We start from the raw sequence: 26,999 nt of genomic DNA, 5'->3' as shown, positions 1-26,999 counted from the left end.
TTAAAAAACCTGCAAATGAATTGTTTTCTTGTTTTTATGAAGCTATTCCTGCTGTCCGCTATATCTTTTATGACCTGATTGCCTCGTCCCTCGTCAAAACAGTCCATAAAAGGATGCCGCTACCATCAGGGCTAAAAAAGAGATAACCTACCACTCCTTTTTATGAAATCAACTCACTGCTTATAGACTATATCTTAACCCTAAAGTTAAACCAACACCACTAATACTAATATAAGAACTTAAATCATCTGTTGGCTTTGAACTATCAAAACCAGATGCGTTAGTCTCTTGATTGTTTGAGTTACGATCTAAATGATCCGAATAATTAGTATATCGCTCAGCAGTAGTTACATATAGCGGATGCCCCTCTGACAAAGTCAAACGGTCCGTACCATTATAAGTATAGGCTGTTACTTCCTTATCTTTACCATGAACTGTAAAATTACGGTATTCAATTTCTCCAAAAGCGGCTAGTTTTCCGGAAATTTTATAGGAAGTCCCCAATGCAGCAAGGAACCCTACGGTCGGATTTGGCTTAATTACATCTTCACGATAAATCACAGCTCCATTAGATATTGCATTGGTTTTAATATCTAGTTTACCACTAACTGGCACAATTACACCCACTTTTGTATACGGTTCAAATCCTTTTACTTTACCTAAATACAATACTAATGCAGGAGCTAAATCTAGTGCTTTTACCTGACCTTTAGCTTGCAAAACCGTTACATCTTGAGAAATAGTCTCTACCATAGTTTTACTATTGCTCGCATAATAATTAACCCCCATTTCAACACCTAAACGATCCGTAAAACGGTATCCAATTGACAAACCAGTTCTAAATCCTTCTCCAAACGATCCTGTTATACTTTCTTTCGAAACGAGCACTCCATTTTCATACACTTGTTTTAATGGTTCTCTACCGTTAACACTTGGAAACTCAGTCGCAGCGGCTTGTACAAAATACGATCCTCCTAATTTAAAATACCAACTTTCCTTCTTTTCAGTTTGACCAAAAACAGACATTGTAAAAGCTATAAATCCTAATAAAAATAGGTTCTTTTTCATGTTTTCTATATTTAATTTACTACAAATTTAAATTAAATTTGTAGTAAATTAAAGTCATTTTAAAACATAAATTATTAATACAAATACCCCAAGTTATTAGATAAATTAATCCCTATTTGAGTACGATTTAACATATTAAAACATTAAAAAACCAAAAATTTAACCGTTAAAAAAAGTCCTTATTTATTAAGTTACTAATTCAACTTGAAATTAATTTGTAATTTTTCTAATTCAAATAACAATTCATTTGAAATCTTAATTTTAAGCCTTCTACTAGGCATGGTCAACTTAGTCACTACTTTAATTTCTTCCACTTCAGTAACGCTAATCGCCTTATTTCCTACTTCATCTGACACCTCAACATCTTCGTTTTCTTCTACAAAATCTTCTCCTTCTGGCAGTTCAGCAACAGTTTCTACAATTTTTTTAATCTTTTCCAATTCCATAATTTCAAAAGAAACTTGACCGTCTCCCTTATTTTCCTGAAAAAGATGACTTAATTTATGGATAAACTCTGCTTGTAAATCGGTAATATTCAATAAAACAACCAATTTTTTAGCAAACGTATCCAATACATCTTGTAAATATTGAACTAACATAAATTGAATTCTTGGCTCACTCCTTTTACCCGTATCTTGATTTACCCAGCCTTCTTTTACTAACACTTTCATATAAGTAAAATTATTTTGAATGAAGAAATGCCTGAATTTTAAATATTCTTCTCCAAAAATCTTGAACTCGTAACTTTCGTCATATCCTTCCAAATTGAATATCCCCCAGCCTTTCCCGTTTTTGGCAACTCGATGTTGCACATTATTTATAATTCCTCCAAAGGTCAAATTTTTACCTACATGAAGTTCTAAGTTTTTAAGCGCTTCTAACTTAGCATTGCAAAAATATTTCATCTCAAATTTATAATCATCCAATGGATGTCCCGAAATATAAATTCCAACTACTTCTTTTTCTTTAGCCAGTTTTTCCATAGTGCTCCAATCTTCACAAGGCGGCACAATAGGCTCATCAATTTGAACATCACTGCTTTCGCCAAACAAACTTACCTGTGAGGAGTTTTCGTTCTCTTGAAACTTGGCACCATAACGAATGGCTTTTTCATAAAAAGTAATTCCATCGCCATCATCATGAAAATATTGAGAGCGTAAAGTCCCTTCAAAAGAGTCAAAACCACCTGCTAGAATAAGATTTTCTAAGGCCTTTTTATTGGCAGCACGCAAATCAATCCGTTTCGTTAAATCAAAAACTGATTTATATCGACCGTCTTTTCTATTTTCAACAATAGTATTCACGGCTCCTTGTCCCACTCCTTTTATAGCTCCCATCCCAAAACGAACCGCATAATTATCATTTACAGTAAATTTATAGTACGATTCATTGACATCTGGACCTAAAACTTCTAAGCCCATACGTTTACATTCCTCCATAAAAAATGAAACTTGCTTGATATCACTCATGTTATTGGAGAGTACTGCTGCCATGTATTCAGCCGGATAATTCGCTTTTAAATAGGCCGTTTGATACGCAATCCACGCATAACAAGTAGAGTGTGATTTATTAAAGGCATATTCCGCAAAGGCTTCCCAGTCTTTCCATATTTTTTCTAATTTATCCTCAGCATGCCCTTTGGCTGCAGCCTGATTAATAAATTTAGGCTTCATTTTATCCAATACATCCTTTTGCTTTTTTCCCATTGCTTTACGTAAAACGTCAGCATCACCCTTGGAGAAGTCGGCTAATTTTTGAGACAAAAGCATTACCTGCTCTTGGTAAACTGTAATCCCGTAAGTATCTTTCAACAGTTCCTCACAAGCATCAAGATCATATATAATCTCTTCTTCTCCATTTTTCCTTTTAACAAAACTTGGAATATAAGCAATTGGTCCAGGACGATAGAGTGCATTCATGGCAATCAAATCGGGGAAAACTGTCGGTTTCAATTCCTTCATGTATTTCTGCATTCCAGGACTCTCATATTGAAATATCCCTACCGTTTCTCCACGTTGAAAAAGCTCGTACGTTTTCAAATCATCAATTGGAAACTCGTCCGGATTCAAATCGATATTACTTCTATATTTAACTAGTTTAACCGTGTCTTTTATTAAGGTCAGGGTTTTCAAACCCAAGAAGTCCATCTTTAACAAACCAGCAGTTTCAACAACGGAGTTGTCAAATTGGGTTACATATAAATCGGAATCTTTGGCCGTAGCTACAGGCACAAAATCGGTAATATCACTAGGCGTAATAATTACACCACAGGCGTGAATCCCTGTATTTCTAAGATTTCCTTCTAACACTTTGGCTTGCTGAATCGTCTCTCCACCTAATCCATCTTCCCCAGCCAGCTCAATTAGTTCTTTTATTTTATCATATTCTTCAGGGCGAACCGCTTTTTTAATAAGCGCCTCATCCTCATTCAGGAATCGTGCTAAGTTCCATTTGGACGGCATCATCCCAGGAATTAGTTTTGCAATTTTATCCGCTTCAAACAAAGGCAAATCCAACACACGAGCCGTATCACGTATCGCTGATTTGGTTGCCATTTTTCCGTAAGTAATAATTTGCGCTACCTGTTTTGACCCGTATTTTCGAATCACATAATCCATCACACTGCTACGTCCTTCATCATCAAAATCGATATCAATATCGGGTAATGACACACGATCGGGATTCAAGAAACGCTCAAAAAGCAGGTTGTATTTTAAAGGGTCAATATTGGTGATTTTTAAACAATACGCCACTACTGATCCTGCAGCAGATCCACGCCCAGGACCTACAGAAACCCCCATTCTTCTCGCTTCGGCAATTAAATCTTGTACAATCAAGAAATAACCTGGATAACCTGAATTTGAAATAGTTAATAATTCAAAATCCAAACGCTCCCTTACCTCTTCCGTGATTTCTGGGTATCGTCTATTAGCTCCTTCGTAAGTAAGATGTCTTAAATACGCATTTTCCCCTCGAACTCCACCATCTACTGCATCTTCAGGAACATTAAATTCTACTGGGATTTCAAACTTAGGCAGCAAAACTTCCCGTGCCAGATTGTAAATTTCGATTTTATCAACAATTTCAGTTAGATTCGAAATCGATTCTGGCAAGTCGGTAAAGAGTTTTTTCATCTCCTCACCGGTCTTGAAATAGTATTCTTGGTTGGGTAACCCAAAACGATAACCCCGACCACGACCTATAGGTGTAGTTTGTTTTTCACCATCTCGCACACAAAGTAAAATGTCATGTGCATTGGCATTGGCCTTATCAATATAAAAGGTGTTGTTTGTAGCTACAATTTTCACCTCATGCTTCCTCGCTAATGAAATCAAAGTGGTATTCACCCTATTTTCATCTTCTTGATTGTGACGCATTACCTCAATATAGAAATCATCTTTAAATTCTTCTTTCCACCACAATAAGGCTTCTTCAGCTTGGTTTTCACCAAGATTTAAAACTTTATTTGGTATCTCTCCATACAAATTTCCTGATAAAACAATGATGTCTTCTTTGTACTGCTGAATGACTTTTTTATCAATTCTGGGAACATAATAAAAACCTTCAGTATACGCGATTGAAGACATTTTAGCCAAGTTATGATACCCTTTTTTGGTCTTCGCCAAAAGTACTATTTGATATCCATTGTCTTTTCGAGACTTATCTTTGTGATCTTCACATACAAAAAACTCGCAACCCACAATTGGTTTCATAGGAACCTCAGTTGGTTCTTCACCATCAGCAATTAAAGTTGCATTCTTAGCTTCAGCTGCTTTATTATGATTTAAAACATCTCTAACAAAGTGAAAAGCTCCCATTAAATTCGCATGATCCGTCATCGCGACAGCAGGCATTTTTTGTTGCGTAGCCGCTTTCACCAATTGTGCAATACTAATAGTTGATTGCAAAACCGAAAACTGGGTGTGATTGTGCAAATGTACAAAGTCAGTATCTACAAGTACTTTTTTATTCTCAGTAAGTTCTTGTTTAGAAAGAGTAGCTGCTTCTTTTTCGCCAAACTGCTGACGAATTTTATCTGAAGCTTCTTTTAAATTAATATGTTTTAACCCAATAAGTTGAATTTCCCTTGGATTCTTTGATTGAAAATCCTGAAAATAACCAGCTGGAACATCTAGTTTTTCCTTAGTAAAACTTTCTCTTCTAATCAATTCAAAGAAACATCGGGTAGTTGCCTCTACATCGGCAGTAGCGTTGTGCGCTTCAGAGAAAGGCCTATTGAATAAATACTGATGTAATTCGGTTAGCGTTGGCAACTTAAAACGTCCCCCACGACCTCCTGGGAGTTCCAGTAATTTTGCAGTCACTTCCGTACAAGTATCAAGGACAGGCATGGAAGCCATTGGACTTTCTACCCCTAAACGATGGAACTCACAACCCATAATGTTGACGTCAAAACCTAAGTTCTGACCTACAATAAATTTAGCTTTACCTAACGCTTCATTGAACTTCTCTAAAACTTCAGCTAAAGAAATCCCGTTTTCCTGAGCCAATTCGGTAGAAATTCCATGAATTCGTTCTGCATCATATGGTATATTAAAACCTTCGGGCTTGACCAAATAATCTTGATGCTCGATGAGTTTTCCCATATCGTCATGCAGCTGCCAAGCGATTTGTATACATCGAGGCCAGTTGTTTGTATCGGTTATAGGGGCATCCCAACGCTTTGGTAATCCTGTGGTCTCCGTATCGAATATTAAATACATAGCTGTAAATGAGGTGATTGCAATTTGTGTGAATTACAAAAAATGAATGTCAAATTTAGTTGTTTTTTTAAGTAAAAACTAACGCAAGTTATCAACAAAAGAACGCTACTATAAAAATCTTATTGCTCTTCACAATTCGTAAATTAAATTCAATTTCAATACTGCTAAACTCAAAAAAGGAAGGGCAAAGTCACAAAAAATTGCACTGCCATTTTTTTGGATGTCGTAGTATTTACTTAAAAAAAACAAATACAATCAAGTCGAAAAAGCAATTTTAATTCTACTAAAAATCAAATAAAAAGAGGTCTACTCCAAAAATAAAAAACAAACAATAATTGATTATTCTATACAAAAATACCTAAATATTAGTTTTTTAATCATAAAAAAGTTTGCTTTTAGTGTTTTAGGCATTAAATCATCAAAACTTTAAAATCCCGTTACCTCTTTTTTAAACCATCCGCGAAAGAAAATAAAAATAAAAATAAAAACAGTTTACAAAACACCAAATAGACAAAAGTAAGTGGTAAGCAACCGTAAAAACAGTTTGGGTATCGTATATAATGAAGAATCGAAATTGACAACTTTAATTGTTTTATTAAATTTGCTCTCCATGTTTACAATTTTAGAAAGTTAACTTGATTGGAACTAAAGAAATACACTTAAAAAATATTAAAAATGAGTACTACATTATTTGACAAAGTATGGGATTCGCACGTGGTGCGTAAAATTGAGGATGGACCAGACGTGTTTTTTATTGACCGTCATTTCATTCATGAAGTGACTAGTCCTGTTGCTTTTTTAGGTTTAAAAGAAAGAGGAATTAAAGTTTTATATCCAGAGCGCACTTTTGCTACTGCCGATCACAATACACCAACAATAAACCAACATTTACCAGTTGAAGATGCTTTATCAGCAAATCAGTTGAAAGCATTAGAGGATAACGCTGCTGAATATGGTATTTCACACTGGGGACTAGGTCATCAAAAAAACGGAATCGTTCACGTAGTTGGTCCTGAAAACGGAATTACTTTACCTGGTGCTACCATTGTTTGTGGAGATTCACACACTTCTACTCATGGAGCTTTTGGAGCGATTGCTTTTGGAATCGGAACTTCTGAGGTAGAAATGGTTATGGCTACTCAATGTATTATGCAGCCAAAACCAAAGAAAATGCGTATCAACGTAAACGGAACTTTGAGTAAAGGTGTAGGTCCAAAAGACGTAGCACTTTATATCATTTCTCAATTGACTACTTCTGGAGGAACAGGTTATTTTGCTGAATATGCAGGAAACGTTTTCGAAGACATGTCTATGGAAGGTCGTATGACAGTTTGTAATTTAAGTATCGAAATGGGTGCTCGTGGTGGTATGATTGCTCCAGACCAAAAAACATTCGATTTCCTTGAAGGTAGATTATATGCGCCAAAAGGAGAAGCTTGGACAAAAGCAGTTGAATACTGGAAAACATTAAAAACAGATGCAGACGCTATTTTTGACGCCGAATTAAACATCGACGCAGCAGATATCGAACCAATGATTACTTATGGAACTAATCCAGGTATGGGAATTGGTATTTCTAAAAGTATCCCAAATGCTAGTCAAGTTCAAGGTGGAGCTGAAACCTATAAAAAATCATTAGCCTACATGGGCTTTGAAGAGGACGATGTAATGATAGGAAAACCTATTGACTTTGTTTTCTTAGGTAGTTGTACAAATGGTCGTATTGAAGATTTTAGAGCTTTTACAGAAATTGTTAAAGGACGTAAAAAAGCAGATAACGTAACAGCTTGGTTGGTTCCAGGATCTCACGTTGTCGAAGCACAAATCAAAGAAGAAGGATTATTAGACATTCTTACTGAAGCTGGTTTTGTACTGCGTCAACCAGGATGTTCTGCTTGTTTAGCAATGAATGATGACAAAGTACCCGCAGGAAAATACGCGGTAAGTACTTCAAACAGAAACTTCGAAGGGCGTCAAGGTCCAGGTTCAAGAACTCTGTTAGCTTCACCAATCATGGCAGCAGCAGCGGCAGTTACTGGAAAATTAACAGATCCAAGAGAGCTTTTTTAGGGAGGCTATTAGCTTTTGGCTTTTAGCAATTGGCAAAACCATATAGTAAGAACCAAAAACTATAAAATGAGAGACTATAAAAATTACACTGTTTGGCAAGATGGACATCAGTTAACAATGATAATTTATAATCTCACCAAGCATTTTCCAAAAGAGGAATTATTCGGATTAACAAGTCAACTGAGAAGAGCCACAAGTTCTGTTCCAACAAATATAGCCGAAGGCTGTGGAAGAGAATCGGATGCAGATTTTAGAAGATTTCTCATCATGGCACACGGATCAGCGACTGAAGTAGAATACTTATTATTTTTAAGTTTTGAATTAGAGTATACTTCAAAAGAAGCTTACGAAGATTTTACAGAGAAAATAGTTATTCTTAGAAAACAGTTACGAAAATTAATAGAAAAATTGAAATAACCCGCAAACGCTCAATGCAATAACTCCGTTTTTCAAAGGACCAAATGCTAAAAGCAAAAGCAATAAAATAACCGGCAAACGTTTAATGCAAAGACTCCGTTTTTCAACGAGCCAAAAGCTAAAAGCCAAAAGCCAAAAGCAATAAAAACATGGCATACGATAAATTTAACATCCTTACCAGTAGTGCAGTGCCACTACCTATAGAAAACGTAGATACAGATCAAATCATCCCTGCTCGTTTCTTGAAAGCTACTAAACGTGAAGCCTTTGGAGACAATCTCTTCAGAGACTGGAGATACAACGGAGACGATACTCCAAAAGCAGATTTCGTTTTGAACGACTCAACTTACTCAGGAAAAATCTTGGTAGGAGGGAAAAACTTTGGTTCAGGTTCATCACGTGAGCACGCTGCTTGGGCGGTTTACGATTATGGATTTCGCGCAGTAGTTTCTTCGTTCTTTGCAGATATTTTCAAAGGAAACTGTTTGAATATTGGTGTTTTACCTGTTCAAGTGAGCCCTCAATTTGCTGATGCAATCTTCAAAGCAATTGAAGCGGATCCAAAAACAGAATTAGAAATCAATTTGCCGGAGCAAACGATTACTTTGAAAGCTACTGGAGAAAAAGAATCTTTTGATATTAATGGATACAAAAAGAACAATATGATCAATGGTTTTGATGATATTGATTATTTACAAAATATCAAACCAGAAATAGTAGGTTTTGCAGATAAACTGCCATACTAAAAAATCGAGTTCAGTATATTTAGACCTGACAGATTTTTAAAAGCTGTCGGGTCTTTCTAAATTAAGCAAATCAGTATAATTGTTTAAAATTATTCGACAAAAAATAAATTTAAATAATTCAATTATAAATGAAAGCTAACAAACACATACAAAGAGACGAAGAAGCTAATAAAATATTTGATAATAGAAGTCTAAAAAAAGATTACAGGCACTTGATTCAAATTTTGAAACCTGGGATGAAGGTTTTAGATGTAGGTTGCGGGACAGGTACAATTTCGAAGGATATTGCCAATATTATAGGACCAAAAGGAAAAATAACTGGAATAGACAATACAGAAAATTTTATTTTAAGTGGCAAAAAATCGTATGGTAATAGCGTAAATCTAGAACTTATTCATGTTGATTTATTTGATTTCCATCCAAATGAAAAATTTGATTTAATTGTTTCAGCCAGAACATTACAATGGTTGAGCAATCCAAAAGAAGCTTTGATAAAAATGAAATCATTATTAAAGTCAAACGGACAAATTTCGATTCTTGATTATGACCACATAAATATGATATGGAATCCATCCCCACCAGAAAGTATGCAAACATTTTACAATACGTTCTTAAAATGGAGAGCAGATGCTGGAATGAATAACAGAATTGCAGAAGATTTACCTAATTTATTTAAAGAAGTAGGTTTTCATTCGATTGAAAAAATTAACTCAGATGAGTTTTACAATAAAGAAGATTCCAATTTTAAATCGAAAATAAGTATTTGTTCAAAAGTGGCAGGCTCAACACAAATGGTAGAAGAAGGTTATTTAGACAATAATTTGCGATTGAAAGCCATTGAAGAATATTATAATTGGATAGAAACAGAAGCGATTTCGATGACAATGAAATTAAATGAGGTGAGAGGAAAAAACCAATCACCACAACAATAATTTTCCTTTAAAAGGAATTTAGAACAGGAATATGGAAAAAAGAAAAATTGAAATAATGGATACGACACTCCGCGATGGTGAACAAACCTCAGGAGTATCTTTTTCTGCCGCAGAAAAACTAACCATTGCCCAATTATTACTGGAAGAATTAAATATTGATCGAATAGAAATTGCTTCTGCTCGAGTAAGCGAAGGAGAATTTCAAGGCGTAAAAGGCATTATGGCTTGGTCCAAAGAAAAAGGGTATACGGACCGCATAGAAGTTTTGACTTTTGTAGACGGCGGATTATCAATTGAATGGATGAAAAAAGCAGGAGCCAAAGTTCAAAATTTATTGACCAAAGGCTCATTGAATCATTTGACACATCAATTAAAAAAAACTCCCGAACAACATTTTTCCGAAATTGCAACAGCAATAACTTTAGCCTCAGCAAATAATATTGAAACAAATGTTTATTTAGAAGACTGGAGTAATGGAATGCGTAATTCACCCGAATATGTATTTCAATATTTAGACTTTTTGACTAAACAACCTATCAAAAGAGTCTTATTACCCGATACTTTAGGAGTTTTAATTCCTTCAGAAACTTTTGAATTTATTTCAAAAATCATAGCAAGATACCCAAATACCCATTTTGATTTTCACGCTCATAACGATTACGATTTAAGTATTGCCAATGTTATGGAAGCGGTAAAAGCTGGAATTCAAGGGCTACACGTAACGGTAAACGGAATGGGAGAACGTGCTGGAAATGCACCGCTTGAAAGTACCGTTGCAGTTATTAATGACTTTTTACCTCAGATAGAAATTGGCGTAAAAGAATCTTCTTTATACTCTGTGAGTAAATTAGTAGAGACCTTCACTGGATATCGAATTCCTGCTAACAAACCTATTGTAGGAGATAATGTTTTTACACAAACCGCGGGCATCCATGCCGATGGAGACAATAAAAACAATCTCTATTTTAATGATTTACTTCCAGAACGTTTCGGGAGAAAAAGGCAATATGCGCTAGGAAAAACTTCTGGAAAAGCCAATATTGAAAAAAACCTTCAAGAATTAGGACTGAAATTAAACCAAGAAGATTTAAAACTAGTTACACAACGAATCATTGAACTAGGTGATAAAAAAGAAACGGTAACCAAAGAAGATTTGCCTTATATTATTTCGGATGTACTGGACAGTCATTCCTATGAAGAAAAAATTTCGGTAGAATCTTATTTACTGTCACACGCCAAAGGAATGCGCCCTTCAACTACATTGTGCTTGAAAATTGATGGCGAAATAATCGAAGAACACGCACAAGGTGACGGACAGTTTGACGCTTTTATGAATGCATTAGCGAAAATATATACTAGCAAAAAATTGGTTTTACCAAAGCTGATTGATTATGCAGTACGTATCCCTCCTGGTAGTAGCTCAGATGCTTTGTGTGAAACCATTATCACTTGGACCAACAATGGAAAAGAGTTTAAAACGAGAGGACTAGACTCTGATCAAACTGTTGCTGCAATTATAGCAACTCAAAAAATGCTTAATGTTTTTACCAACTAAAGCCTTATTTTTACAAAAAACAAGATAAAATCAGTAATAAAAAAATACAATAATGAAATATACTATCGCACTTTTGGCAGGAGACGGAATTGGACCTGAAGTAATCAATGAAGCTGTAAAAGTTTCGAATGCCATTGCAAAAAAATTCAACCATGAAATCACTTGGACACCAGCTCTTACTGGAGCCTGTGCAATAGATGCAGTTGGCGTTCCTTATCCAGATGAAACACATGAAATATGTATGGCTGCTGATGCCGTTTTATTTGGTGCTATTGGTCACCCAAAATACGATAATGATCCTTCTGCACCAGTTAGACCAGAACAAGGGTTATTGTTGATGCGTAAAAAACTAGGTTTATTTGCTAATGTTCGCCCTACTTTCACTTTCCCTTCTCTAATTGACAATTCTCCTTTAAAAAGAGAACGTATTGAAGGAACTGATTTGGTTTTCTTAAGAGAATTAACTGGAGGGATCTACTTTGGAGAAAAAGGAAGAAGAGACGGTGGAGAAACCGCTTTTGATAACTGTGTTTACACAAGAGCAGAAGTACAACGTTTGGCAAAAAAAGGTTTTGAATTAGCAATGACACGTACAAAAAAATTGTGTTGCGTTGACAAAGCTAATGTTCTAGAGACTTCTCGTTTATGGAGAGAAACTGTGCAAGCTATGGAAAAAGATTATCCTGAAGTAACTGTTAGCTATGAATTTGTTGATGCTGTTGCAATGCGTTTGGTACAATGGCCAAATTCGTATGACGTATTGATTACTGAGAATTTATTTGGAGATATTTTAACTGATGAAGCATCTGTAATTTCAGGATCTATGGGATTAATGCCATCTGCATCAGTAGGAGAACACACTTCGCTATACGAACCAATTCACGGGTCTTACCCGCAAGCTACTGGATTAAATATAGCAAATCCATTAGCAACCATATTATCGGCAGCAATGATGTTTGAAGATGCTTTTGGTTTAAAAGAAGAAGCGGAAGCGATTAGAGCTGTAGTTAATAAATCATTGGAACAAGGAATTGTTACCGAAGATTTAGCACCAAAAGGAGCTACAGCATATAAAACAAGTGATGTTGGAGATTGGTTAGTCGCTAATCTATAAAAATAATAATTCCTTTTAGAGATACACTGTAGTGCATCTCTAAAAGGAATATATCAAACAAAAAAGGGGACAATTTACATTGTCCCCTTTTTTTATAGTTGTTAAAAAGAATATTAATATCCTCCTCTGTTTCCACCACCACGGTTATCTCCACCACGGCTGTTTCCACCATAACCACCACGAGAGTCACCTCCACCACGGTTGTTATTAAAACTTCTTCTTTCTCCTTCTGGTTTTGGCTCAGATTTGTTAACCACAATAGCACGTCCTTGAACAGTAGCTCCGTTCAATTCGTCAATCGCTTTTTGAGCTTCATCATCATTTGTCATTTCAACAAAACCAAATCCTTTACTTCTTCCAGTAAATTTATCAGTAATGATTTTAACTGAATCAACTGCTCCGTAAGCCTCGAAAGACTCTCTTAAATCTGCTTCCTCAATACTGAATGGAAGGCTTCCAACAAAAATATTCATATGTACTTATTTATAATAATTGCAACAAATGTAGTCTAATTTTTTTCTAAACAACTATAAATTAGCTTATTTATGTTTTTATTTTGATTTAAAAAAAAAACAAACTACTAAAACTAAACCCTAAAGTGTATGTTAAAATTAACCTCCCACTACTCCTACTGGACTGTTGTAGTTATAGGTATCTTATAAAAAACTCCTTGTTGGAAATTTAAAACTGGTCCAGCCAACGGATTATTGTATATATTTTCCGCATTGAATTTAAAAGTCCCCGAAACGGTATTACTTACAGCATCATATTCGGTAATCTTAATTTGACCGTCACCAATTCCAGAACCAGTGGCAAACGTAATAGACCCATTACTATCTGTTAAGACATAAGTAGCCGTTTTAGAAGAACTAGTTCCTAAAAGGTAAGTTTGAGGCAACTTAGATGTTGTTTTAAAAGTAACAACTTCATTTCCAGAGTAAGCTTCAATAATCAAAGACCCATTAGCGCCTAACGATGCTTTCGTTTGGATAGCACGCCAAAAAACGTTGTCTTTTACTCCTTGAAAAGAAGGATTATTAAACCTTATATCTTCTTGACAAGATATAACGGAAAATAGCACGATAATAAACAGAAAATGTTTTTTCATAAAATGCGTCTTTAAACAAACAAAAGTATAACATTATACATTAAAAAACAGAATTAGGAACCAAAAAAACCATTAAAAAAGACCTAAAGCATTCTCTTTCATAATAATAACAACCTATTAGTTATTTCAAATAAATTTAATATCTTTGCACCCTTAATTAACAGAGGTCGAGTACCTCAAAATTTAATCATACAAGATTATGTCAGTAAAAATTAGATTACAAAGACACGGTAAAAAAGGAAAACCTTTTTACTGGGTTGTAGCAGCAGATGCTCGCTCAAAAAGAGATGGTAAATACTTAGAGAAAATCGGTACTTACAATCCAAACACAAACCCAGCAACTATCGACTTAAACCTTGATAGCGCAGTGAAATGGTTGCACAATGGTGCACAACCAACTGATACTGCTAAAGCAATTCTTTCTTACAAAGGAGCTTTATTGAAACATCACCTTGATGGTGGTATTCGTAAAGGTGCCTTAACTCAAGAACAAGCTGATGCAAAATTAGCTACTTGGTTAGAAGCAAAAAACGGAACTGTTGATGCTAAGAAAGATGGTTTAACTAAAGCACAAGCTGATGTTAAAGCAAAAGCTTTCAAAGCAGAACAAGATGTAAATGCAAAACGTTTAGCTGCAGCTGCACAAGCAGAAGCTGACGCAATTGCTGCAGCAAATCCAGTTGCTGAAGAAGTTGAAGCTTCAAATGAAGAAGAAGCTCCTGCTGCTGAAGAAAACAACGAAGAAACTCAAGCATAATTTTATAAGCGACGATGCGTAAAGAAGATTGTTTCTACTTAGGTAAAATCGCTAAAAAATTTAGTTTCAAAGGGGAAGTTCTTGCCTATTTAGACACGGATGAGCCTGAGTTATACGAAAACTTGGAATCAGTGTTTGTTGAATGCAACAAACACTTGGTTCCTTTTTTTATTGAAAATAGCTCACTACACAAAAACGATTTTCTTAGAATTCGTTTTGAAGATGTAAATACAGAAGAAGAAGCGGAAGCCTTATTAGGAAATGACCTATACCTTCCTTTGAAAATGTTGCCAAAACTTACCGGTAATAAATTCTATTTCCATGAAGTAATTGGTTTTGAAGTGGAAGACAAACGCTTAGGTTATGTTGGAGACATCCAATCCATAAACGATACTACTGCTCAACCTTTATTTGAAGTTCTCAAAGGTGATGTAGAAATTCTCATTCCTATGATTGATCATTTTCTTGTAAAAATTGATCGTGAGAATAAAAAAGTCATCATGGACCTTCCTGAAGGTTTGATCGAAATGTACCTTTAAAATATTTTCCATAATTATTTTTTGAACCATTACGAGATTAAGAAAATTAAGAAAAAAACTTAATGAGCCTTAATATCTTAATGGTTTAATTATTAAAAAATCAATGGTTTGACTAAATTTTCCTTTAAACAATTCTCTCTTGAACAAGACCGTTGCGCCATGAAAATTGGCACCGATGGAGTTTTACTGGGCGCCTGGACTTCAATTGAAAACAATCCCTTTAGCATTTTAGACATTGGAACAGGAACAGGTGTAATTGCCTTAATGCTGGCACAAAGAAGTCAAGCAGAACAGATTGACGCTTTGGAAATTGACGAAGAAGCCTATGAACAATCGGTTGATAATTTTGAAAACTCCCCTTGGAGCGATCGCTTATTCTGTTTTCATGCTGGCTTAGATGAATTCATAGAAGAACCGGAAGACGAATATGATTTAATCGTTTCCAACCCTCCCTTTTATAGTGAAGATTATAAAACCGAAACTGACCAAAGAGATAAAGCACGCTTTCAAGATGCGATGCCTTTTGAAGATTTAATAGAAGCAGCCGACTTATTACTTTCTGAAAACGGAATTTTATCTATCATCATTCCTTTTAAAGAAGAAGCGAATTTTTTGGCTTTAGCCAAAGAAAGCGAATTGTATCCTATGAAAATCACCCGTGTCAAAGGAACACCTACTACAGAAGTTAAACGCAGTTTGATGGCTTTTACACGAAACGAAATTTCTGATTTTCCTATCGACGAATTAATCATTGAAACAGCCAGACATGTATATACACCTGAATACATTGAATTAACAAAGGAGTTTTATTTGAAGATGTAATTCAAAACCTCGTTTTTCTCCATTACAAAAGTTAGTTTTTCTTATTCAGAAAATGCTTTTAACTTGTTGTTTTTTCAAATTCTTACCATTCCAATACTATAAAATGTTATATAGGATTGTTTTTTTATTCAAATATAAAAATATAACAATTTATAATGGTTTTGTTATATTTCTTTGCGTAAATTTGTTTTTTAAAATTACCATTTGATCCATTCTAAAAAAGAATTACAAAAGGTACATAAACGCTATTTAATTACTAAACAAATAAAAGCTACCTATGAAACCAGATTTATTTCAAGCGCCAGATTATTACTTATTAGACGATTTATTGACAGAAGAACATAAACTAGTCCGTGATTCTGCACGTGCATGGGTAAAAAAAGAAGTTTCTCCTATTATTGAAGAATATGCGCAAAGAGCGGAATTTCCGAAACAAATCGTAAAAGGTTTAGGTGAAATTGGTGGTTTTGGCCCTTACATCCCTGTGGAATATGGTGGTGCAGGTTTAGACCAAATATCATACGGATTAATCATGCAAGAAATAGAACGAGGTGATTCAGGAGTACGCTCTACTTCATCAGTTCAATCCTCTTTAGTTATGTACCCTATTTGGAAATACGGAAACGAAGAACAAAGAATGAAATACCTTCCTAAATTAGCGACTGGTGAATTCATTGGTTGTTTTGGATTGACAGAACCTAATTATGGATCTGACCCCGGAAGCATGATCACCAACTTTAAAGATATGGGAGACCATTATTTATTAAATGGTGCCAAAATGTGGATTTCTAATGCCCCTTTTGCAGACATTGCTATTGTTTGGGCAAAAAGTGAAGAAGGAAGAATACATGGATTAATAGTTGAACGCGGAATGGAAGGATTTACTACTCCTGAAACACATAACAAATGGTCACTACGTGCATCAGCTACTGGTGAATTAATATTTGATAATGTAAAAGTTCCTAAAGCTAATTTATTACCCAACAAATCTGGATTGGGAGCCCCACTTGGTTGTTTAGACTCTGCTCGCTATGGTATTGCCTGGGGCGCTATTGGTGCTGCAATGGATTGTTATGATACGGCTTTGCGTTATGCCAAAGAAAGAATACAATTTGACAAACCTATTGCTGGAACTCAATTGCAACAAAAAAAATTGGCCGAGATGATTACTGAAATCACAAAAGCGCAATTATTGACTTGGAGATTGGGTGTTTTAAGAAATGAAGGAAGAGCAACTACAGCTCAAATCTCAATGGCTAAAAGAAACAATGTAGACATGGCTATTCACATAGCTCGTGAAGCGAGACAAATTCTTGGCGGAATGGGAATTACTGGAGAATATTCCATCATGCGACACATGATGAACTTAGAATCAGTAATTACTTACGAAGGAACACATGACATTCATTTATTGATAACAGGAATGGATATTACTGGAATTCCAGCATTTAAATAATGTGAAAAACTATTAAAGTATTTATAAAATTGATAGCAAAAGCTTCTTGGAAACAAGAAGCTTTTTTATATTTACACCCAAAATAAATTTTATGAATATTCAGCATATCGAGGACACAATTACTCCTCAAAAAAAAATATTATTACAACACCCGTTATACGAGAAAGTAAAAACAATTACTGAATTACATTGTTTCTTAGAAAACCATGTCTTTGCTGTTTGGGATTTTATGTCCTTATTAAAAGCATTACAATCCAAGTTAACCTGCACTACTACGCCTTGGTTTGCCACACCAAATCCTGAAACAAGATATTTAATTAATGAAATTGTACTTGCCGAAGAATCTGATTTGACGTTAGATGGTCGCAGACAAAGTCATTACGAAATGTACATAGAAGCCATGAAAGATTGTGGCGCCAATACAATGGAAATTGACAATTTTTTAACTGAGTTAAATTCCTTACAAAACATTTTTGTCGCGATAAAAACAAGCAACTTACATCCTAATATAAAAGCATTTCTCGACTTTACATTTCGTGTTATTGAAGAAGGAAAACCACATGAAATTGCTGCCGCTTTTACTTTTGGAAGAGAAGATTTGATTCCGAATATGTTTACCGTAATATTAAAAAACTTTCAAACTAATTTCCCAGACACTGATCTAAGCAAATTGATTTATTATTTTGAAAGACATATCGAATTAGATGCCGATGAGCACGGTCCAATGGCGATGAAAATGATTACCGAACTTTGTGGTGACGATGCTCAAAAATGGGCCGATGTAGAAGAAGTATCAATACTAGCTTTAGAAAAGAGAATCGGTCTATGGGATGCCATAGAAGAAACAATTAAGATGAAAGTAGAAATGGCTTAAAATTTAAAACCAATAAAAGCAGAACAACGTAACTAGTATTAGAATTGATTTAATCCCAATTTTCAAACTAATGAAAAACAAAATTCTAATACTAGTTCTGTTTCTACCCCTTCTTTTCGCAGCAAGTTGCAGCACCGAAGCTGTTATCACAGAAACAACACCAATAGCAACCCCTTCCTCACAAACAGAAGGGAAATCCTATAGCTATTTAGCCCTTGGCGACAGTTACACGATAGGGCAAAGCGTATGTGAAAGTTGTCGATTTCCAGAACAACTCAAGAAAAACTTGAGCAATACAAATCCAACTAATTCCTACCCATTAACGATTATCGCACAAACGGGCTGGACCACTTCCAATTTACTTTCGACAATTGATTCCCAGAATCCTCCTTCAACGTATGATTTAGTTACACTATTAATTGGCGTAAACAATCAATATCAAAACAGGCCTTTTGCTTTGTATGAAAAGGAGTTTCCCGAATTAGTTACTAAAGCTATTGCTTACGCAAAAGGTGATAAAGCAAAGGTGATCGTGGTGTCTATACCGGATTATGCTTACACTCCGTTTGGTCAACAAACAGGCAATCAAGGTCGGATTTCAACTGAAATCGACGCCTACAATGCTTTTGCAAAAAAGTATTGCATCGACAATGGGATTGAGTTCATTAACATTACTGACATCACTCGAGAAGGATTAACCGATCCCAATCTTGTAGCACAAGACGGACTACATCCATCTCAGCTCGCTTATTCTAAATTTGTAGAACGTATTTTACCTAAAGCAATTACTGCCATTAAAAAATAAAAAAGTCCCGATGCTATCGGGACTTTATATTAACTTTCTGGAGCCAACTCCAGTTCTAAACCTTCAAGACTTTCAGTGATTGGGATTTGACAACCCAAACGGCTGTTTGGTTTTACATAGAACGCTTCAGATAACATCGCTTCTTCATCATCTCCCATTTCTGGCAAGGCAACGTCATTAAGAACATAACATTGACATGAGGCACACATGGCCATTCCGCCACAAGTTCCTTCTACTGGAAGTTCGTATGCTTTACACAGTTCCATGATATTCATGGCCATATCAGTAGGAGCTTGCAGATCATGCACTACTCCTTCTCTATCTTTGATTTTTATTAATACATCCATAAACAAATTATGAGTTATAAGTTAGTTAGTTGTGTGTTATAGGGTTTGCATGAGGGATAGAAGCGAGCTACCAAAGTAGCGCGTATAGCCCGACCGTTTTCATAAAAAAGGCCTATCACTGCAAAGTGGATTAGCCTTTTTTATGAAAAGGGACATGCCCAAAAAAATTATAGGATATTGACAACAGTTTCAATTTGGGGCGCAAACTTCTTGATGGTCGTCTCCACTCCTGCTCTAAGCGTCATTTGGTTTACACTACAGCTAGTGCAAGCTCCTTCCAGTCTAACTTTGACATGTTTGTCTTCCTCTATGGAAATCAATGTTATGTCGCCACCATCTGAATTCAAAAAAGGTCTAATTTCTTCGAGTGCTTTTTGAACTTCTATTGTTAATTCTTCTGTTGTCATTTTCTTTATTTAAAGATTGAAAGATTAGAAATCATTTCAAATAGTCTAATTTTTTATTTTTTTACTGCAGAACAACCTGCCATAGTCGTAATTTTAACTGCTTCAGTAGCTGGTAAATTTTCATTTCTACTCACTACTTCTTGAACTACATTACGTGTTATTTCTTGAAAAACAGACTCAATTAACGATCCTGTTTGCATGGCAGCAGGACGACCGTAATCACCCGCTTCGCGAATCGATTGTACGATAGGCACTTCTCCAAGGAAAGGCACTTCTAAATCGGCAGCAAGGTTTTTAGCTCCTTCTTTACCAAAGATATAGTATTTATTTTCAGGAAGTTCTTCAGGTGTGAAATACGCCATGTTCTCCACAATACCCAATACTGGAACATTTATTGCTTCAGACATGAACATGGAAACTCCTTTTTTAGCATCAGCCAAAGCTACAGCTTGCGGTGTACTTACGATCACCACTCCTGTAATAGGCAATGATTGCACTATAGAAAGGTGTACATCTCCTGTTCCTGGAGGTAAATCGATTAACATGAAATCCAATTCTCCCCAATCAGCATCAAAGATCATTTGGTTTAATGCTTTTGAAGCCATAGGACCTCTCCAGATTACTGCTTGACTTGGTGCCGTAAAAAATCCTATAGAAAGTATTTTTACTTCGTAACTTTCTACTGGTTTCATTTTTGATTTCCCGTCAATAGTAACCGAAATTGGTTTTTCGTTTTCTACATCAAACATGATTGGCATAGACGGTCCGTAAATATCAGCATCAAGGATACCAACTGAGAACCCCATTTTGGCCAAAGAAACAGCCAAATTTGCCGTAACAGTAGATTTTCCTACTCCCCCTTTACCAGAAGCTACTCCAATAATATTTTTTATTCCAGGAATCATTTTTCCTTTTATCTCAGGTTTGTCTGGAACCTCTACTTTACTGTTGATTTTTATTTTTGCTTCAGCAGATACCAATTCAAGAATTGCTTTTTTGATGTCGTCTTCAGCACGTTTTTTTATGTGCATTGCAGGTGTATGTAAAACTAAATCCACTACTACCTCATCGCCAAAAGTGATTACATTTGCTATTGCTCCACTTTCCACCATGTTTTTTCCTTCTCCAGCTATAGTAATTGTTTCTAAAGCTTTCAGAATATCTTTCCTGTCTAATTTCATTTTTAGTTTATTGTTTTCCAAAGGCGTTTTAGCACCCGAATATTATCTTTATTTAAACTGATTTCAGATTACAAAGATAACGGATTAAGTTCTTATTCTAAAGGTTTTTGTATTGCATTTATTGATGCGCAGATTAACTGTAGTTATGGATTTAAAAAACACCATTTCTCGAAAGAAAAATGAAACAATCCTAACTATCTTAGGACCTCGGGCTCCCAAAAATGTTTTTCGAACTCGATGATTTGATTTTCGATTACTTGAATCCCTTCGCTTTCTAACAACTGCTGCATTAGATTCGTTCCGTCAAAATGGAATTTCCCGGTAAGCAATCCTTTTCTATTCACCACTCTATGCGCAGGTACATCCTCCATATTGTGCGACGCATTCATGGCCCATCCCACCATTCTTGCTGAACGAGCTGTGCCCAATGCTTTTGCGATAGCACCATAAGAGGTTACTCTCCCATAAGGAATAAGTCTAGCAACAGCATAAACACGTTCAAAAAAATTATCGTTTGACATGACTTTATGGGGTAATAAGAAAGGTACTTTTAGGTTGTTTCTTTATTTTTCTAAATAAAATCTTATAATATTAAACAAGGTAATGATAGAAATAACACCAGTAATACTACCAATGATCGTGTTCATATTTTTTAACAGATAATCCGCCTTATTTTCAATGTTTTGAAAGAAACGAATATAACAGTAAAAAACAAAAGCAGAACCCAAAACTACACCACTGACAAAGGTAAAAATAGTAAGCGTATCAAAGGTAAAAAGACCGTAAGATGCCAATGTAATACTGATGAAAACGTAATAAGGAATGGGAAAAAAGTTCAAAGCAGATAATAACATCCCTAAAAAGAAACGTTTCTTTTTACTTTTCTTGTCAATTTTAGCTTTCTTGATTTTTGGTTTTTTGGCTATCCATAAAAAATAAACCGTCAAAGCACCAAATATACCAAACCCAATTTCTCGGAACAAAATGACAATATCTGGACGTATATTTATAATAGTAGCAAATAGAATCGCTAGATAGGCTTGAAAAAAAATGATAATTATAGCCCCAAGAACAAACCAATAGGCATTTCTTCTCCCCTCTTTTAGATTCACTTTGGCAGCCGTCATATTGATTAATCCCGGCGGAATAATCCCTATAACTGCTGTAATAAATCCTAAAAATAAGGGTAAAATAAAATTCATTTATTGGTTGTCAAACATTCAAAATGGGTTACCTATTCCGGCAAAAAACGTATTATTATTCTTTAATTTTAAATCGAATATACGTAATTGCTTTGTTAACTTCCAAATATTGTTTTTCGTAAAAGGTCTGAAAAGCAGTAACTTCCTCTGGACTTCCCTCATTTACATAAACATTATGATTGGCATACAATACTTCGTGCCCTTCTCCATGTAGCAAACCGAGTGTGTATCCATGCATAAATTCACTATCCGTTTTCAAGTTGACAACACCGTCTTTTTTAAGTATTTTTTTATACAATTGCAAAAACTCCGAATTCGTCATACGGTGTTTTGTTCTCTTGTATTTTATTTGTGGATCTGGAAAAGTAATCCAAATTTCATCTACTTCATTTTCGGCAAAAATATGATTGATTAGTTCTATTTGTGTACGAATGAACGCCACATTATGCAACCCAGTTTCTACAGCCGTTTTAGCACCACGCCAAAAACGAGCTCCTTTAATATCAATTCCAACGAAATTTTTATTTGGATATTTTTCTGCTAGTCCAACGGAATATTCTCCTTTACCACAACCTAATTCCAGCACTAAAGGATTGTCATTCTTAAAGAATTCAGTATTCCAGTTCCCCTTTAAAGGAAACAAATCTCCTACTACCTCTTCCCTTGTTGGTTGAAAAACATTTGTAAATGTTTCGTTTTCCTTGAATCTCTTTAACTTATTTTTGCTTCCCACGATTTTTTGAATATTTGCGCAAAATTAAGGAAATATATAAGACCGAAGTAATTCGAAACCGATTATTTACCTCGTTAACTTCAATTACAAAAAAACTTCTCGATACCTTTTGTACTTATTTAAACTGCTTATATAACAATCTAAGTAAAAAAATAAATAATGACAGTTGCAAACTACAATTACAATCAAAGTCACAATTTGACTTAAAATAGGTAAATACGACAAAAAACCTATACTGTATCGAGAAGTTGGTTTAGAAAACTAAACCCTATTATTCAGTGCATTCAATTGGAAACAAGGTTTCGTCATGTTGCGATAAATCCAAACCAATAATTTCTGATTCCTCAGAAACACGCATAGGAATAATTCTATTGGTAATTTTGAATAAAATATACGCACCAAAAAAAGTAAAAATTGACACCAGTACTAAAGCCACCATGTGATGCCCAAAAACACCCCAACCGCCATGAAGTAAACTAGCCTCTTCACCATGAGCAAAAATAGCAGTAAGAATCATTCCCATAATTCCCCCAACACCATGACAAGCAAATACATCTAAGGTATCATCAATTCTATTTAGAAATTTAGCATGCACCACAAAATTAGAAACTATCGCTGCAATAAATCCAAAAAACATACTCTCTGGAACTGATACATAACCAGCTGCTGGCGTAATGGAAACCAAACCAACGACCGCACCAATACAAGCACCCAATGCCGAAACTTTTCTACCATTAATTCGATCAAAGAAAATCCAAGTTAGCATGGCTGCTGCAGAGGCTGTAGTAGTCGTTGCAAAAGCCATTGCTGCAACTCCATTGGCTTCTAAGGAAGAACCTGCATTAAAACCAATCCAACCAAACCACAGCATTCCCGTTCCTAATAATACAAAAGGAATATTGGTAGGTACATGATTGCTATTGTTTCTTTTACCTAAAACAATTACTCCTGCTAGTGCAGCAAACCCTGCGCTCATATGTACAACCGTTCCTCCCGCAAAATCTTTTACCCCAAAAAAGGAACCCAAAATTCCGGTAGGATACCAAACCGCATGACACAATGGAGCATAAATAAACAGCGTAAACAAACATATGAAAAGTAGATACGAGATAAAACGAACCCGCTCCGCAAACGAACCTGTAATAATTGCAGGTGCAATTACTGCAAACTTCATTTGAAACAAAGCATACAACATAAAAGGGACCGTAGTAGCAATCTTTTTATGTGGTAAAACACCCACATAATCCATAAAGGTAAAAGTGGTAGGGTTACCTACAAAACTATAAAAACCGGTACCTATATGTATTCCCATAGGTTCACCAAAAGCCAAGCTAAATCCCACAACAACCCATAACAACGTAACAACTCCCAAACAAATAAAACTTTGCAACATGGTCGATATTACATTCTTCTTTCCTACCATTCCTCCATAAAAAAAAGACAATCCAGGAGTCATGATTAAAACCAAACAACAGGACGTTAACATCCAAGCAACATCAGCTGGAACAATTTGATCCATAGTTCCAAATTGCAATAGAACAGGATTCTTTTCGGTTACTGCTGGCCATAAAACTCCAGAAATACAAACAATACTTATAATTATAAACGAAATAACCCAGCGTTTCTCAATTTTCATTTTAATTTAATTTACCCTTTCAAAATAGGGGGCAAAGGTAAAAAAAAATTGAATTTTATTAAAAAAACAGAGCTAAAGAGGGGAGCAAGAATTGATTTAAGTCAAATTAATAATTTATAGTACCGTTCAATACGAGTACTTGATTTTACGACCGTAATTTGAGCCCTTTTTTGAGAATTATGTTTAAATTAAATTCACATCCAATTTAAAAGAGTCTATTTACTTCCTTTTTCCAATATCTTTTTAATTAATCCATCTTCAATAGGTGCTTTTATTTTAATTACAGCATCAACATCATCATTTGGAATAGTCATAGACAAAACATACTGTTTTATTTTCCATTCCGTTCCTATTTTGACTAAAACACCTGAACCGCGGCAAATTCTCATTTGTGTATTCAGTAATTCATCAAACCAAGCTGTTTTACCCGTTTCATCAAAATAAATATGACGTTCCAACATTGTAAAATTCCACGTCTTCCTTGAATCAAAAAAAGGTTTTGCCCACACTTTAAAATCAGCTTTATTCCAATTCTCGGTAGCATCTGTGCCAATAAAAATGGCGTCAGCAGTCATCATACTAAAATAAGAGTCATATTTTGCATCAGCAGCAGCTTTGTGCCATGAATTCAGCATCCAATTAATTTTGTCTTTCTCTTTATTTTGACTTGGACTGTTTGTTGTAAAAGAGGCAAACAATAAAAAACTTAAAAATAGTACCATTGTATTTTTCATAACAAATTTGATTTTTATCAAAAATAGGAATATCTAATTTAACTGTGGAAAAAATAATAGCTATTAATCAAAACTGACATAATTGACCATTATTATATATTTTTTGGATATTAGTCCTTAATGCGCTAATAGCAACTTCAAATGAATACAATTTTACTTATTTTTACAGCATCCTATTATCAAGAAAGTCCCCAAGTATGAGAAAGTTATTCTTTTCATTTGCCCTTATGGCTTCTATTCTTTTCCTTACAATCCTATCCTGCAAGAAAAAAGAATACAAATCCATTGCTATTATTACGGATGACCTTGCCTCTCCTTTTGACAGCACATTAGTACAAACTTTTTTTGAGAAACACCCTAAACTGAAAGACTACCAAGCCGAAGTACTACAACTATATCGCAAACACCAGTACCATTATATTTGGTATGACAAAAGTGGCGTCAATGAATTTGGTAATCTGTTGAATAATAAAATCAACACTCTCGAAGAGGAAGGAATTGAAAATTCAGTTCCATATAAAGACGAAGTAGATTTAATTTACGCCAATCCCACGAACTCGAAAAAGCCAAATATAGAAACCGAGTTATTAAACTCCGCCTTGTATTTCTATTACACCAACACTGTTTACCATGGACTCGACGCCACAAAATCTACAGAAATGGAATGGCATCTACCTCGAAAAAAACAATCGTATGTCAATTATTTAGATTCCCTATTAACCAATCCTGGATTAATCAACAAGAATGAAAAAGGGCTAATTGCCCAATATTTTCTATTAAAAAAGGTATTAAAAAAATACCGCGAAATGGAAAAAAAGGGAGGCTGGAAAACGATTTCAATAGATTCTACTGTTACTTCTTATAAAGTAGGCGACAGCGCCAAAGTCATCGCCCAAATAAGGCAGCGTCTATTTATTTCTGGCGATATTAATACGGATTCCAAAAGCGCTATTTACGATAAAGAATTATCTAAAGGCGTCTTGAAATATAAAAAAAGAATGGGCAGTTTTGCCAGCACCATTATTTTACAAAAACACATTAAAGAATTGAATATTCCTGTAACGGAACGCATAAAAACCCTTACTATTAATATGGAACGCTGCCGATGGATTTCGAATGACATCTTTAAAGCCAAAGAATTTATTGCTATCAATATCCCTTCCTACCAATTGAGTTATTTTATAGATGGAAAACCGGCGCTACGATTAAAGGCTGTTGTAGGGAAAGCACTGAATAAAACGGTCATTTTTAGTGCGCCTATGAAATACATCGTCTTTAGTCCTTACTGGAATGTTCCCAAAAGTATTCTTGATAAAGAAATCCTTCCTGGGATTGAGAAAAACGAAAACTACCTTGCAGAACACAATATGGAATGGCACAACAATAGTGTCCGTCAAAAACCAGGTCCAAAAAACTCATTGGGACTCATCAAGTTTTTATTCCCTAATTCTAATGACATCTATTTGCATGACACCCCATCAAAAAGTTTGTTTAACCGAGAGGACAGAGCCTTTAGTCATGGATGCATTCGCATACAAAATCCTAATTTACTAGCCGAAACGATTCTTAGAAACAATACCAAATGGGATGCTGCAAAAATTGAAGAGGCAATGAACAGCGGAGTAGAATCTTGGTACACACTAAAAAATAAAATCCCTGTTTACATTGGTTATTTTACCGCTTGGGTAGATGAGGACAATACGGTTCACTTTTATGACGATGTTTATAAAAGAGACGAAGCCTTAGCATCTTTATTGTTTGTAAAATAAAAC

The 26,999-nt window shown here is 35.0% G+C and carries 25 protein-coding genes; 13 read left to right on the top strand and 12 right to left on the bottom strand.

Annotation, left to right across the window (positions count from 1 at the left end; all coding sequences use genetic code 11):
• Positions 1-180 precede the first annotated feature (180 nt).
• Entirely contained in the window at positions 181-1,068 is an 888-nt protein-coding gene (locus AB3G36_RS05270) for an outer membrane beta-barrel protein (protein ID WP_367756724.1), read from the bottom strand.
• A 194-nt stretch (positions 1,069-1,262) separates the two neighbouring features.
• A complete protein-coding gene (gene dnaE / locus AB3G36_RS05265; protein WP_367756722.1) occupies positions 1,263-5,792 on the bottom strand; it encodes a DNA polymerase III subunit alpha in 4,530 nt (1,509 codons plus the stop codon).
• Between the two features lie 675 nt (positions 5,793-6,467).
• Between dnaE and leuC the strand changes: the two genes are divergently transcribed.
• From leuC to leuB, 6 genes are all read left to right on the top strand, one after another.
• The gene (gene leuC / locus AB3G36_RS05260; protein ID WP_367756720.1) at positions 6,468-7,862 is read left to right on the top strand and encodes a 3-isopropylmalate dehydratase large subunit; all 1,395 of its coding nucleotides are present in this window, start codon (positions 6,468-6,470) and stop codon (positions 7,860-7,862) included.
• A gap of 66 nt (positions 7,863-7,928) precedes the next feature.
• Positions 7,929-8,279, top strand: a complete 351-nt coding sequence (locus AB3G36_RS05255; RefSeq protein ID WP_367756718.1) for a four helix bundle protein — start codon at positions 7,929-7,931, stop codon at positions 8,277-8,279.
• A gap of 149 nt (positions 8,280-8,428) precedes the next feature.
• A complete protein-coding gene (gene leuD, locus AB3G36_RS05250) occupies positions 8,429-9,025 on the top strand; it encodes a 3-isopropylmalate dehydratase small subunit (protein ID WP_367756716.1) in 597 nt (198 codons plus the stop codon).
• Positions 9,026-9,153: 128 nt separating this feature from the next.
• Entirely contained in the window at positions 9,154-9,957 is an 804-nt protein-coding gene (locus tag AB3G36_RS05245; RefSeq protein WP_367756714.1) for a methyltransferase domain-containing protein, read from the top strand.
• A 31-nt stretch (positions 9,958-9,988) separates the two neighbouring features.
• A complete protein-coding gene (locus AB3G36_RS05240; RefSeq protein ID WP_367756712.1) occupies positions 9,989-11,512 on the top strand; it encodes an alpha-isopropylmalate synthase regulatory domain-containing protein in 1,524 nt (507 codons plus the stop codon).
• 52 nt (positions 11,513-11,564) lie between these two features.
• Complete coding sequence (gene leuB, locus AB3G36_RS05235) at positions 11,565-12,626, top strand: 3-isopropylmalate dehydrogenase (protein WP_367756710.1); 1,062 nt, start codon at positions 11,565-11,567, stop codon at positions 12,624-12,626.
• 113 nt (positions 12,627-12,739) lie between these two features.
• Here the strand turns inward: leuB and AB3G36_RS05230 are convergent, their stop codons facing one another.
• Together AB3G36_RS05230 and AB3G36_RS05225 are read right to left on the bottom strand one after the other, a co-directional pair.
• Positions 12,740-13,099, bottom strand: coding sequence for an RNA recognition motif domain-containing protein (locus AB3G36_RS05230; RefSeq protein WP_367756708.1), 360 nt, complete (start codon positions 13,097-13,099; stop codon positions 12,740-12,742).
• Positions 13,100-13,254: 155 nt separating this feature from the next.
• Positions 13,255-13,734, bottom strand: a complete 480-nt coding sequence (locus AB3G36_RS05225; protein WP_367756706.1) for a DUF6252 family protein — start codon at positions 13,732-13,734, stop codon at positions 13,255-13,257.
• Between the two features lie 199 nt (positions 13,735-13,933).
• Between AB3G36_RS05225 and AB3G36_RS05220 the strand changes: the two genes are divergently transcribed.
• From AB3G36_RS05220 to AB3G36_RS05195, 6 genes are all read left to right on the top strand, one after another.
• Complete coding sequence (locus AB3G36_RS05220) at positions 13,934-14,491, top strand: 30S ribosomal protein S16 (protein ID WP_367756704.1); 558 nt, start codon at positions 13,934-13,936, stop codon at positions 14,489-14,491.
• Between the two features lie 14 nt (positions 14,492-14,505).
• Positions 14,506-15,030 carry a ribosome maturation factor RimM gene (rimM, locus tag AB3G36_RS05215; RefSeq protein ID WP_367756702.1) on the top strand — a complete coding sequence of 175 codons (525 nt, stop codon included), beginning with the start codon at positions 14,506-14,508 and terminating at the stop codon, positions 15,028-15,030.
• Positions 15,031-15,189: 159 nt separating this feature from the next.
• Positions 15,190-15,852 carry a tRNA1(Val) (adenine(37)-N6)-methyltransferase gene (locus tag AB3G36_RS05210; protein WP_367757896.1) on the top strand — a complete coding sequence of 221 codons (663 nt, stop codon included), beginning with the start codon at positions 15,190-15,192 and terminating at the stop codon, positions 15,850-15,852.
• Between the two features lie 277 nt (positions 15,853-16,129).
• Positions 16,130-17,308, top strand: a complete 1,179-nt coding sequence (locus AB3G36_RS05205) for an acyl-CoA dehydrogenase family protein (RefSeq protein ID WP_367756700.1) — start codon at positions 16,130-16,132, stop codon at positions 17,306-17,308.
• A gap of 91 nt (positions 17,309-17,399) precedes the next feature.
• Complete coding sequence (locus AB3G36_RS05200) at positions 17,400-18,182, top strand: DUF3050 domain-containing protein (protein ID WP_367756698.1); 783 nt, start codon at positions 17,400-17,402, stop codon at positions 18,180-18,182.
• A gap of 70 nt (positions 18,183-18,252) precedes the next feature.
• On the top strand, positions 18,253-18,987 hold the full coding sequence (locus AB3G36_RS05195) for an SGNH/GDSL hydrolase family protein (protein ID WP_367756696.1): 735 nt from the start codon (positions 18,253-18,255) through the stop codon (positions 18,985-18,987).
• Between the two features lie 29 nt (positions 18,988-19,016).
• Here AB3G36_RS05195 and AB3G36_RS05190 read toward each other — a convergent pair whose 3' ends face one another.
• The 8 genes from AB3G36_RS05190 to AB3G36_RS05155 all read right to left on the bottom strand — a co-directional run bounded on the left by AB3G36_RS05190 (position 19,017) and on the right by AB3G36_RS05155 (position 25,227).
• On the bottom strand, positions 19,017-19,334 hold the full coding sequence (locus tag AB3G36_RS05190; RefSeq protein WP_367756694.1) for a ferredoxin: 318 nt from the start codon (positions 19,332-19,334) through the stop codon (positions 19,017-19,019).
• Positions 19,335-19,501: 167 nt separating this feature from the next.
• Positions 19,502-19,741, bottom strand: a complete 240-nt coding sequence (locus tag AB3G36_RS05185) for a NifU family protein (protein WP_007137123.1) — start codon at positions 19,739-19,741, stop codon at positions 19,502-19,504.
• A gap of 53 nt (positions 19,742-19,794) precedes the next feature.
• Positions 19,795-20,922 (bottom strand): P-loop NTPase, encoded by a 1,128-nt coding sequence (locus tag AB3G36_RS05180; protein WP_367756691.1) that lies wholly within the window; start codon positions 20,920-20,922, stop codon positions 19,795-19,797.
• 194 nt (positions 20,923-21,116) lie between these two features.
• Entirely contained in the window at positions 21,117-21,443 is a 327-nt protein-coding gene (locus AB3G36_RS05175) for an MGMT family protein (protein WP_367756689.1), read from the bottom strand.
• 42 nt (positions 21,444-21,485) lie between these two features.
• A complete protein-coding gene (locus tag AB3G36_RS05170) occupies positions 21,486-22,124 on the bottom strand; it encodes a LysE family transporter (RefSeq protein ID WP_367756687.1) in 639 nt (212 codons plus the stop codon).
• Positions 22,125-22,179: 55 nt separating this feature from the next.
• Complete coding sequence (gene trmB / locus AB3G36_RS05165; protein WP_367756686.1) at positions 22,180-22,857, bottom strand: tRNA (guanosine(46)-N7)-methyltransferase TrmB; 678 nt, start codon at positions 22,855-22,857, stop codon at positions 22,180-22,182.
• Between the two features lie 271 nt (positions 22,858-23,128).
• On the bottom strand, positions 23,129-24,493 hold the full coding sequence (locus AB3G36_RS05160) for an ammonium transporter (protein WP_367756683.1): 1,365 nt from the start codon (positions 24,491-24,493) through the stop codon (positions 23,129-23,131).
• 215 nt (positions 24,494-24,708) lie between these two features.
• Entirely contained in the window at positions 24,709-25,227 is a 519-nt protein-coding gene (locus AB3G36_RS05155) for a nuclear transport factor 2 family protein (RefSeq protein WP_367756681.1), read from the bottom strand.
• A gap of 197 nt (positions 25,228-25,424) precedes the next feature.
• Here AB3G36_RS05155 and AB3G36_RS05150 point away from each other — a divergent pair, with 197 nt between their 5' ends.
• Positions 25,425-26,996: a murein L,D-transpeptidase gene (locus AB3G36_RS05150; RefSeq protein WP_367756679.1), complete on the top strand. Its 1,572-nt coding sequence runs from the start codon at positions 25,425-25,427 to the stop codon at positions 26,994-26,996.
• Positions 26,997-26,999 lie beyond the last annotated feature (3 nt).

Origin of the sequence: Flavobacterium sp. WC2430, from assembly GCF_040822075.1 — a bacterium.
Taxonomy (GTDB): domain Bacteria; phylum Bacteroidota; class Bacteroidia; order Flavobacteriales; family Flavobacteriaceae; genus Flavobacterium.
The sequence above is the reverse complement of the archived record's forward strand: the minus strand, read 5'-3'. Positions and strand labels throughout refer to the sequence as shown.

Bases quoted from the DNA above. Each gene is read 5' to 3' on its own strand.
- AB3G36_RS05270 (WP_367756724.1), bottom strand. From the start codon at position 1,068: ATGAAAAAGAACCTATTTTTATTAGGATTTATAGCTTTTACAATGTCT.
- dnaE (WP_367756722.1), bottom strand. From the start codon at position 5,792: ATGTATTTAATATTCGATACGGAGACCACAGGATTACCAAAGCGTTGG.
- leuC (WP_367756720.1), top strand. From the start codon at position 6,468: ATGAGTACTACATTATTTGACAAAGTATGGGATTCGCACGTGGTGCGT.
- AB3G36_RS05255 (WP_367756718.1), top strand. From the start codon at position 7,929: ATGAGAGACTATAAAAATTACACTGTTTGGCAAGATGGACATCAGTTA.
- leuD (WP_367756716.1), top strand. From the start codon at position 8,429: ATGGCATACGATAAATTTAACATCCTTACCAGTAGTGCAGTGCCACTA.
- AB3G36_RS05245 (WP_367756714.1), top strand. From the start codon at position 9,154: ATGAAAGCTAACAAACACATACAAAGAGACGAAGAAGCTAATAAAATA.
- AB3G36_RS05240 (WP_367756712.1), top strand. From the start codon at position 9,989: ATGGAAAAAAGAAAAATTGAAATAATGGATACGACACTCCGCGATGGT.
- leuB (WP_367756710.1), top strand. From the start codon at position 11,565: ATGAAATATACTATCGCACTTTTGGCAGGAGACGGAATTGGACCTGAA.
- AB3G36_RS05230 (WP_367756708.1), bottom strand. From the start codon at position 13,099: ATGAATATTTTTGTTGGAAGCCTTCCATTCAGTATTGAGGAAGCAGAT.
- AB3G36_RS05225 (WP_367756706.1), bottom strand. From the start codon at position 13,734: ATGAAAAAACATTTTCTGTTTATTATCGTGCTATTTTCCGTTATATCT.
- AB3G36_RS05220 (WP_367756704.1), top strand. From the start codon at position 13,934: ATGTCAGTAAAAATTAGATTACAAAGACACGGTAAAAAAGGAAAACCT.
- rimM (WP_367756702.1), top strand. From the start codon at position 14,506: ATGCGTAAAGAAGATTGTTTCTACTTAGGTAAAATCGCTAAAAAATTT.
- AB3G36_RS05210 (WP_367757896.1), top strand. From the start codon at position 15,190: ATGAAAATTGGCACCGATGGAGTTTTACTGGGCGCCTGGACTTCAATT.
- AB3G36_RS05205 (WP_367756700.1), top strand. From the start codon at position 16,130: ATGAAACCAGATTTATTTCAAGCGCCAGATTATTACTTATTAGACGAT.
- AB3G36_RS05200 (WP_367756698.1), top strand. From the start codon at position 17,400: ATGAATATTCAGCATATCGAGGACACAATTACTCCTCAAAAAAAAATA.
- AB3G36_RS05195 (WP_367756696.1), top strand. From the start codon at position 18,253: ATGAAAAACAAAATTCTAATACTAGTTCTGTTTCTACCCCTTCTTTTC.
- AB3G36_RS05190 (WP_367756694.1), bottom strand. From the start codon at position 19,334: ATGGATGTATTAATAAAAATCAAAGATAGAGAAGGAGTAGTGCATGAT.
- AB3G36_RS05185 (WP_007137123.1), bottom strand. From the start codon at position 19,741: ATGACAACAGAAGAATTAACAATAGAAGTTCAAAAAGCACTCGAAGAA.
- AB3G36_RS05180 (WP_367756691.1), bottom strand. From the start codon at position 20,922: ATGAAATTAGACAGGAAAGATATTCTGAAAGCTTTAGAAACAATTACT.
- AB3G36_RS05175 (WP_367756689.1), bottom strand. From the start codon at position 21,443: ATGTCAAACGATAATTTTTTTGAACGTGTTTATGCTGTTGCTAGACTT.
- AB3G36_RS05170 (WP_367756687.1), bottom strand. From the start codon at position 22,124: ATGAATTTTATTTTACCCTTATTTTTAGGATTTATTACAGCAGTTATA.
- AB3G36_RS05160 (WP_367756683.1), bottom strand. From the start codon at position 24,493: ATGAAAATTGAGAAACGCTGGGTTATTTCGTTTATAATTATAAGTATT.
- AB3G36_RS05155 (WP_367756681.1), bottom strand. From the start codon at position 25,227: ATGAAAAATACAATGGTACTATTTTTAAGTTTTTTATTGTTTGCCTCT.
- AB3G36_RS05150 (WP_367756679.1), top strand. From the start codon at position 25,425: ATGAGAAAGTTATTCTTTTCATTTGCCCTTATGGCTTCTATTCTTTTC.